The following is an 8,423-nucleotide window of genomic DNA, read 5'->3' on the forward strand; positions in this document are numbered from 1 at the left end:
CGGGTGGGGTGGTCGCGGGGGAGTTGGTCGCTGAAGGCGATGGCGGTATTCAACGCATGGACGGCGGCGTCGTGGTCGCCGGCGCGGGTGGGGATGGCGGCGCCCAGATAGTGCAGGTAGGCGTCGTAGGGGACCGCCCGGTTCGGGAGGATCTCCATGGCCCGGTCCAGGTGGGCGAGGGCGTCGGTGAAGCGGCCGTTGGCGAGGGCGGTTTCGGCGCGGTTGGTGGCCAGTCGTGAGCGCAGGTAGGACTCGTCCAGATCGGTGAAGAGCGCTTCGGCTGCGGTGAGGTGGGTTTCGGCGTCGATGTGGTGCCCCAGCCGGCTGTGGGCGATGCCGAGCTGACGTTGAAGCAGGGCTTGGCCGCGTGGGTGCGTCGGCAGCGTCTGGTAGAGGGCGAGGCCGGCGTGCAGGACGGTGAGGGCTTGCTGGGGACGGCCCAGGTCCAGCAGGGTGGCGCCGTGGTGCTCGGCTGCGGACGCCTCGGTCAGCAGGTCACCCGCCCTTCGTGCCAGCAGGCGGGTCTTGGTGTGGTGTTCGCTTGCCTCGGCGAGCCGGCCGAGCCTTCGGTCCAGCACTCCGGTGAGCATGTGGGCGCGGGCCTGGGCGCCGGCATCCTGGATGCGCTGAGCGCTGTCCAGGCCGATCTGGCAGACCCGCCGCCAGGCGGGGTAGTCCTGCCGCTGGATCAGATAACCCCACAAGGCGTCGACGAACTGCCAGGCCGCATGGTGCATTGCGTGGGCGGCGGCCGCGGACTGAGCGGCCAGCAGCGTCGGTACCCACTCCTGCACCAGGGCGATCGCCTCCTGGTCACCGGCGACCGCGGGTGCCCGTCCGGGTTCCCACGCGAACACCGGGGCGTAGCGGCGGCGGCCGTGCCCGATGACGGTTTCGAGGCCGGCTGCCCACATCAGGTAGTGACGGACCGCGCGGGCCAGCGCGGCGGCGCGGTCCTCCTCCGGCAGGCTTTCGGCGAGGTGTTCGGCGTGGACGCGGACGGGGGCGGGCATGCGCCACTGCTCGGGGCCGGGTCCGTACTCCAGCAGGTGCGCGTTGTGCAGCCGGGCCAGGGTGGTGTCGGTGGCCTGGTCGTCGGTGCGGAGCGCGGCGGCCGCTGCGGCGGCCGAGAACGCCGGGCCTGGCAGTGTGGCCAGGTACTGGTAGGCGTTCTGCAGGGCCGGGTCCAGACCGTTGTAGATGGCGTCCAGTGTGCTGTTGATGACGGTCTCCTCCTCGCTCAGGCGTGCCGCGCTCAGAGCGGGCTGGGCCGAGCGCGTGGTGCGGGTCAGCCGGACGGCCAGGTCGGTGATGGGGCGGTGGGGCCGGGCGGCGACGTAGGCCGCGGCGGCGACCAGGGCTGCGGGAAGAGCACCGCAGGCGTTCACCAGCGCGCGGACGCCGTCGGGATCACTGGTGGCGCGGTCGCCGATGATGTCGGCGGCCAGTGCTGCGGCGTCGGGCGCGGGTAGCGGTCCCACGGCTACCCGGCACGCGCCGTCAACGGCGGCAAGGTCCAGCAGCTGGTGGCGGCTGGTGACCACGACCAGCCCGGCAGCGGGTAGCAGCGCCCGCACTTGCCCGGCCGTGGTGGCCTGCTCCACGACCGCAACAACCGGACGGTCGGCGGTCAGCGACCGCAGCAGCGCAGTAGCTTCCTCCCCGTGCTCAGGGACTCGGTCGGCGTGCAACGCTCGTAACCAGCCCGCCACGGCGCCCGCGACCGGATCACTTCCGGGGTCAGGATGATGGGCGCTGAGGTCGGCCCACAAGGCTCCGCCCGGTGCGGCGCTGGCGCGGACCGCCCGGTGTGCCAGGTGCAGGGCCAGCGCGGTGGTCCCGGCTCCGCCCGGCCCGCTGATCACCAGCAGATCCGGCCGCAAGGCGCCGCTGCCCGGCCCGTCCCGGTCACCACGGACCTCGGGACCGAGGGGCCGGTCACCGGGCTGACTACTTAGCCAGCCGGTGGGCTGGCCGGGCGACAGGTGACGGGCCGCCGCGATGTTCAGTCGGGCGCGCTCGTGGTGGCGGTCACGTAGTCGTACCGGTGGTGCGGGCAGCATCATCGGTGGCTGCGGCGCTGCGGGTGCAGGGGAGTGCAGGCGTACGTCGCCGTGCACCGCGCCGACCTGCACGACGGTGCCGATCCAGCCCGCGCCCTCGACCCGATTGCCGATCCGGCCGCTCCCGTAGCCAGCCTCGCCACGAGCCGTGTGACTGGTCCCGTTCCCGGGTTGGCTGCCGTGCCCGCTCATCCGACGTCCGTTCCAGCACGAAGACCCAGCAACGCAAGCATCGGGGGACAGGTTGGGGCGCTGCCCCAGCCGCCCGAAACCCACCCAGGGGGAACCGGCACGGAAAGCGCGGCGAGGCCGCCTTCGCAGACGAACTGGCCTTGGATGGGAACCGCCCGAGCAGGCCCGCTGCTGTCATCTTCACCGAAGATGATCATTTTCTCCTTTTCTGTTGTGTCTGCTTTCCGTGCTTGTGTTGGTGGTCTTTGTTGTGCCGCGCCAGTTCGGGTCGAGCGCGTCGAGTGCGGCGTGGCGTTCGGGGGTGAGGTGGCCTCTGCGCGCGTTTTGGCGTTGCTGGGTGAGCCAGCGCCGGAAGTCGTGCCCTTGTGGGGCTGGGTCACGGGCGGCGCCTCTGCTGCGGGGCAGGTGGCCGTGCTTTTCGGCGTAGCGGCGGGCGGCTTGGTAATTGATGTCCCAGCGGCTTTGAAGGCTGAGTGCCGTCTGCCAGGTGGGGTCTAGTGCCTCCAGTGCCTTGAGCCGTTGCGGGTCCAGGGTGTTGTTGATTGCTTGTTTGCGGCGGCCGTACAGCCATCGGCCGAGCGGGAAGCCGTCGTCGGTGACGAAGGTGGTTCGGGCGTGGAGATCGCCGTGTGTTTGGGTGTAGGCGCGGGCCGCAGCCAGCCCTTTCTGCCATTCGGCCTCGATCACCGTCCATGGCATGCCGATCTCGTCGAGGAGGCGTTTCTGGTCGGGGGTGAGATGGCCGCGGTGCTGTGGCCGAGTTCGTGCTCGCCGGCGTTGTTTGTCCAGCCAGTCCGGTAGGTCCAGCCCGTCGGGGCCGCGGTAGTCGGGGTCGGGATGCAGATGCTCGTGCGCGTGGTAGAAGGCTCGGGCGGCCTGGTAGTGCACGTCCCAGATGTCGTCGCTGGTGTGGAGCCAGGTCGGGTCGATCGCGTCCAGGGCGGCTTTGCGTTCGGCGGGGAGTTTCCCGTCGCGGTGGTCGCGGCGGCGGGCGACCAGCCAGCGGCTGAGCTGGACACCGTTGAAGGTCCAGGTGTTGGGAATGCCGTGGAGCTGGCCGTCGTGGTCGTGGGCCCAGGCGCGGGCGGCGGCGATGGCGTCCTGCCACGCGCGGTCCAGCGGGCTGTCCCACTGCAGCCCGATCTCCTCCAGGAGCTCGACCTGCCGCGGGTCGAGCTTGGCGCGGTGACGGCGCTGGTTACGGACCCATTGCCCCAGCTGGGTGCCGTCGGGGGCTCGGTACTCGACGGTGAGGTCAAGGTTCCCGTGGGCTTGGTGGTAGGCCTTGGCCAGTCCGTAGAACTCCAGCCACGAGGGTGAGGCGCCCCGGACGGCGCGGACCTGGATGGCACGGGCGAACGCTTCGGGGGCGGGCACACCGCTGACTTTCAGCCAGTCCCACAGCTCCAGCGGATCTTCCTGGTCGCCGTCATCCGCGTGCTCGCCGGCGTGCTCGTAGGCCTGGTCGTTGTCGGTTTGGTCGTCGGCGGAGGTGGAGCGGTTTTGGCCGAGCTTTTGCCGGGCGGTGTCGAGCTGGATGGCCAGCCGGTCATCGACGGCGCGCAGTGCCCGGATCACTCGCCACACCTGGGCGTAGGCTGACCCGTCCAGCGCTGATTGCGGGTCTTCCTCGGGCCCGAGCAGGACCGGGACGATGACGCGGGCGGTCTTGTCGGTGCGGCCGCCGGTGCGCAGCGCCCGCCCGATGCCCTGCACGATGTCGATCATGCTGTCGCGGGGGTCGATGAACGCCACCGCGTCGACCGCGGGGGCGTCCACGCCCTCGGTCAGCACCCGCGCGTTGCACACCACCCGGACCAGATCACCAGCGTCGTCGTTGTGGTGCGCGCCGCGCAGGCTGCCCAGGGCCCGGCGGCGCTCGCCGATGGCCTGGCCGCCGTGGACGTGCAGCGCCGACACCGCTGCCGGCCGCTGCCCGGCGGGCATCAGTTTCCAGGCGTGTGGCAGCGCGTCCGCCCACGCGCGGGCGTCGGCGATCCGGTTGTGGAAGGTGATGGCGGCGCGGATGCGGTACTCGCGGGCGGCGCGCAGGACCGCGATCTGGGTGGCCAGCGCCCGCGGGCTGATCGTGGTGGTCCCGGCCCGCAGCAGACGGTCGTCGTCGGTGGCCAGCGCACGGACCTGCTCGTCGGTGACCACCACGACCACAAGTTCGTAATCGGCCAGCAGCCCGCGGTCGATGCCCTGCGCGGTGGTGAAGCGGAACACCACCGGCCCGTAGACCTTCTCGTCGTCCATGGACACGACCGTGTCGTCCCCGCCGGCCCCGAGGATCTTGGGAGTGGCGGTCAGGTAGAGCCGCCGGGCGGCCGGGATGACGACGTCGTCGTGGATCAGCGACCAGGACCGCCCGGCCCGGCCCGCGGTGCGGTGCGCTTCATCGACCACCACCAGGTCCCAGCTCGGCATCCGGTGCTCAGCGTGCGCGCCGGCCAGCACGCCCAGGCTTTGATAGGTGCACAGCACCGTCACACGGCCACGGACCCTGGTGAGCTCGGCCAGCCGCGCGGCGTCGGTCGTCACCTTCGCCCCGCCCAGTTCCACCTCACCGGCCGAGAGCACCTCGGCGTCCGAGCACACCGCCACCACGCGGCCCAAAGGGCGGCCGTGTTCGGCGAAGGTCGCCAGCATCTGCGCGACCAGCTCCAGCGTCGGCACCGTCACCAGCACCCGCCCCTCGGGCGCCAGCCGGGCCGCTGCCTGCGCCGCGATCCGTGACTTACCGCTCCCACACGCCGACTCGCCGGTAGCGCGGCCGCCCGCGCCCAGCGCCGCCTCGATGGCGGCAACGGCCACGGGCTGGTGCGCCCACCGATCAGCACCAGGCCGACCACTGCCCCCGAGCGCCTTACTCATGAAGACCTCCTGCCGGAGGTTGCGGGGCGGCGGTTCCGGCGCGGACGGGGCCGATCGCCAGACCCGCTGGCCGCCAGGCAGGTGGTGACCGCGGTTCCGGCGACCATTCGAGGAGGGGGTGAGGGAGGGATCATGGTTCCTCGGGAGAAGAGATGTGCAGGGATTGGTGTTTCGCCGCCTCGTGCTCAGCCAGCAGCGCTCACGTCACTGCGGCTGTGAGAGCGAGCCGGGCCCGGTACGGGGTGGTTTAGGCGCCGGTTGGGGAATGGCGTCCATCAGGCGCTTCAGCGCGCCCAAGTCGAGCGTGAGCACGGCTCCGTGCGGGTCGGCGGAGTTGCGGACGGTGTGCTCGTCGCCGACCACAGCGATCTCGGCGCACACCGCGATGTCCGGGTCGGGCGAGCGGCTGCTCTTGCGCCGGCCGCGCCCGGTTGGCGCCAATGCACCTTGGCTGGCGGTTCATCGTTTTCCCTTTCGGTGCTTTGCCTTCTTGTTCCGTGCGTGGCCTCTGCGCTGTTTCGGGGGCAGGCTTCGTGTCCACGGTGTGCCAGCATGTTGCGCATGCGCTGGGGGTCCTTGCGCCAGCCGGCGGCGGCCATGACGCCGAGGGCCTGCAGCAGCAGGAGCGCGCCGGCCAGGTCCACGGCGGTGATGGAACCGCGTCCCGGGACGCGGAGCTGATCACCGAGCAGATGGAGCACCACGTCGATCGCGCGCTTCCATGCCAAGCCGGGGAACGGGGCTATGCCGGAGTTCAGCGGCTCCATCCGCGACGCAACCCACCGGACCGCGTCCCTGGGGTCTTGCCCGGACTCGTGCGCCACGGCGATCGCCGCCCCTGCCGCCATCTCCGCGAGATGATTGATCACCAGATGCTCGCCATCACGAGCCAGCGCCGCCGCGAGCAGCAGTTGCGGCCACTCCCGCTCCTCACGGCGTGCGATGTTGTGGACCTGCCAAGTCGCCGCCTGGATGTCCTTTGCGGACTTTGTGCTCAGCCTGTTCGGTGACGCGGTCGCCATGGGTCCCACCTTTGAAGCGATCGAAGCTGGTCATCCGGAAGATCGGTGAGCCCCGGGGGGCGGGGCATGTCTGCCATGGGCTCGCTCCTGACCTCGGCCAGGAGTTCGGCCTGACGCTGCAGGCCGCTCCACCGGGCTGCGGCTGCAACGAGCGCGTCGATGGCTTGTCCGAGGCCGTCCAGGTGAGCGATGGCCAGGCGGGTCTGGGAGGCGGTCAGGTTCGGCCGCTGCGATCTGGTGTGTTCGGCCCTGTAGAGGGAGGCGCCGGTCCGCAGCACCTGGTGGGCGCGGCCCCGGTTGCCGTACAGATCGCCGGTGGTCGGCTCGCAGGTCCAGTCCGACAGCGACCCGGAACGGGCGGCGGCGGCGATCAGCGCGGACGCGGACCGCGCTACCCGCGGCAACACCACATGCCGGGGGAGCGGCGGGCAGGCCAGGTCCGGGTCGCCGACCAGGCGGGCGACTGAGACCAGCGCCTCCTCCAGCAACCCGCGCACCGCCATCGCCGGCTGGGTCACATACGGCCATTCCTCGGGGGGCAGGTCACGGCCCCGGGGTTCGTGGCGCACCAGGGCGATGTTCAGCGCCGCCAGCACGCGCAGGAGCCGCCGGTACTGATCCGGCCGGACCTGGCTCATCGATCGCCGCCGGGTCCAGGTGGCGGGGCGTCCGAGCGGGGGCCCGGCGAGGTGGTCCGGGCGGTGCCCGGGGCGGCGGGCAGGGCGCTCAGGACGGAGCCCACGGTGTCGATGGCGTCGGCGAACTGTCCCCATTGCCCGTCCTGCATGAGGCCAAGGTGCTGCTCGAACCGAACTCGCGCCAGTTCGGGGAAGGCCCGGGTGAACCGGGCGGCGAGTTCCAGCAGCGCATGGAATGGGCCCTGTTCCACGGCGGTGGGGCCATCGGCGGTGATGAGGCCGCCCCTGGTGCCGGGCGTGGGGTCACGGCGCGGCGGCTCTGGGCTGGCCCCCTCGGCCCCCCAAGGGCAGAGCCGGGCCGCTGCGCCGTGCCAGACGACGCGGCGTGCGGGCCGGTCGTCTGGTCCTTGGGTGGGTACCGCCTGCAGGTGTTCGAGCCGCTCCGGCCCAATCATCAGCCCGTCGGGGCCGTGCCGGGCGTTCTGCCGCAGGCCAGGTTCGGCGCCGTGCCGATGACCCGGGGAAGGTGTCGGGGGCACGGACCGGATCGGGGTCTGTGCGCGGGGCGGGACCGGTGAGGGTTCAGGTCCCGGAGCTCCTCCTGGACGCCGATGATTTTCCGGGTCGCGATCGCCGTGCAGCAGGCGGCGATACGTGTCCGCGCGGGCATTAGCCGTTCGGGGCTGGCTTTCGGTCGTGGTCATCGTGGCTGCCAGCGGACACCCTGCGGCTGCTGTCTGGTTCCCAGCAGGTAGAGCAGGTAGGGGCTCCGGCAGCCGCTGCATTTGCGGTGAACACCGGTCGTTGCGTCGTCGGTGATGTCTTCGAGGTCGTTGCGGGTGAGTCGTGCGGTGTGTCCGGTGCAGCACGGTGAGGGCGTGTCGAGGACGCTGCCCCTGGCGTAGGCCGGCTGGATCGTCCCGATTGGCTGGTCGTAGAGGGTGCGGGCTTCGCTGTAGCCGATGGGGGGTGCGAAGCCGGCACCGAGTACCGCGTCGGCGAGCGCGGTCGGTAGGTCCGCGAGTGCCTGGGTGGGGTCACTCAACTGCCAGATCAGTTCGGGTGGGGTGGAGGCGTCGGGCGGCTGCGGCAGGAGTTCGGGGATGACCAGCGGGCCAGCGAAGATCAGCGCCGTCTCGCCGAGGCATGGAGCGGCTTCCGCCCAGGCCGCGGCGATCAGCCGCCGTGGGGGCAGCGATATGCCGAGCTGTTCGGTGGTGGTGCGGGCCAGCGAGCCGGCGGGTGACTCGCTGTCTCGCACACGTCCGCCGGGCAGCACCGCCCGCGCGGTGCTCCGGGCGCGGGCGGCGCCGCTGTCGGTTCGGCCGATGAGCCATCGGCCGTCGCAACTGCTGGCCAGCATGTAGGCCGCGAGTAGTTGCCGGTCGTCTGAGCCGGGCGCGGCGGGTGGATGCAGGGAGGAAGTGGTCATTTCGCTCAGGTGGGTGAGGTCGTGATCAAGAAAGGGTGATGGGGAGTTCGCGGGGGCAGTTGGTGAACAGGGAGGGGACCTGGGTGAGCTGGTCGGCCGGCACGGTCAGGCGCAGGTCGGGATAGCGGCGGAACAGCTCTTGCAGGGCGATGCGGGTTTCGAGGCGGGCCAGGGGTGCGCCGAGGCAGTAGTGGGCGCC

6 protein-coding genes are annotated in these 8,423 nt (G+C 71.4%); all 6 read right to left on the bottom strand.

The genetic code is table 11. The features are described from left to right. Positions 1-1,865: tetratricopeptide repeat protein (locus E1285_RS40880; protein ID WP_132159978.1), on the bottom strand; the 1,865-nt coding region annotated here is incomplete at its 3' end. Positions 1,866-2,435: 570 nt separating this feature from the next. Further along, positions 2,436-5,132 (bottom strand): DEAD/DEAH box helicase, encoded by a 2,697-nt coding sequence (locus tag E1285_RS40885; RefSeq protein ID WP_132159979.1) that lies wholly within the window; start codon positions 5,130-5,132, stop codon positions 2,436-2,438. Between the two features lie 284 nt (positions 5,133-5,416). After that, positions 5,417-6,154 (bottom strand): hypothetical protein, encoded by a 738-nt coding sequence (locus tag E1285_RS47955; RefSeq protein WP_243723406.1) that lies wholly within the window; start codon positions 6,152-6,154, stop codon positions 5,417-5,419. After that, positions 6,127-6,792, bottom strand: coding sequence for a hypothetical protein (locus tag E1285_RS40895; RefSeq protein WP_132159981.1), 666 nt, complete (start codon positions 6,790-6,792; stop codon positions 6,127-6,129). The genes E1285_RS47955 and E1285_RS40895 overlap by 28 nt, the downstream gene beginning before the upstream one ends. Then, on the bottom strand, positions 6,789-7,331 hold the full coding sequence (locus E1285_RS40900; protein ID WP_132159982.1) for a hypothetical protein: 543 nt from the start codon (positions 7,329-7,331) through the stop codon (positions 6,789-6,791). Before E1285_RS40900 ends, E1285_RS40895 begins: the two co-directional genes overlap by 4 nt. Positions 7,332-7,492: 161 nt before the next feature. Next, positions 7,493-8,224 carry a hypothetical protein gene (locus tag E1285_RS40905; protein ID WP_132159983.1) on the bottom strand — a complete coding sequence of 244 codons (732 nt, stop codon included), beginning with the start codon at positions 8,222-8,224 and terminating at the stop codon, positions 7,493-7,495. Positions 8,225-8,423: the final 199 nt, after the last annotated feature.

It is taken from the genome of Actinomadura sp. 7K507 (assembly GCF_004348425.1).
Lineage (GTDB): Bacteria > Actinomycetota > Actinomycetes > Streptosporangiales > Streptosporangiaceae > Spirillospora.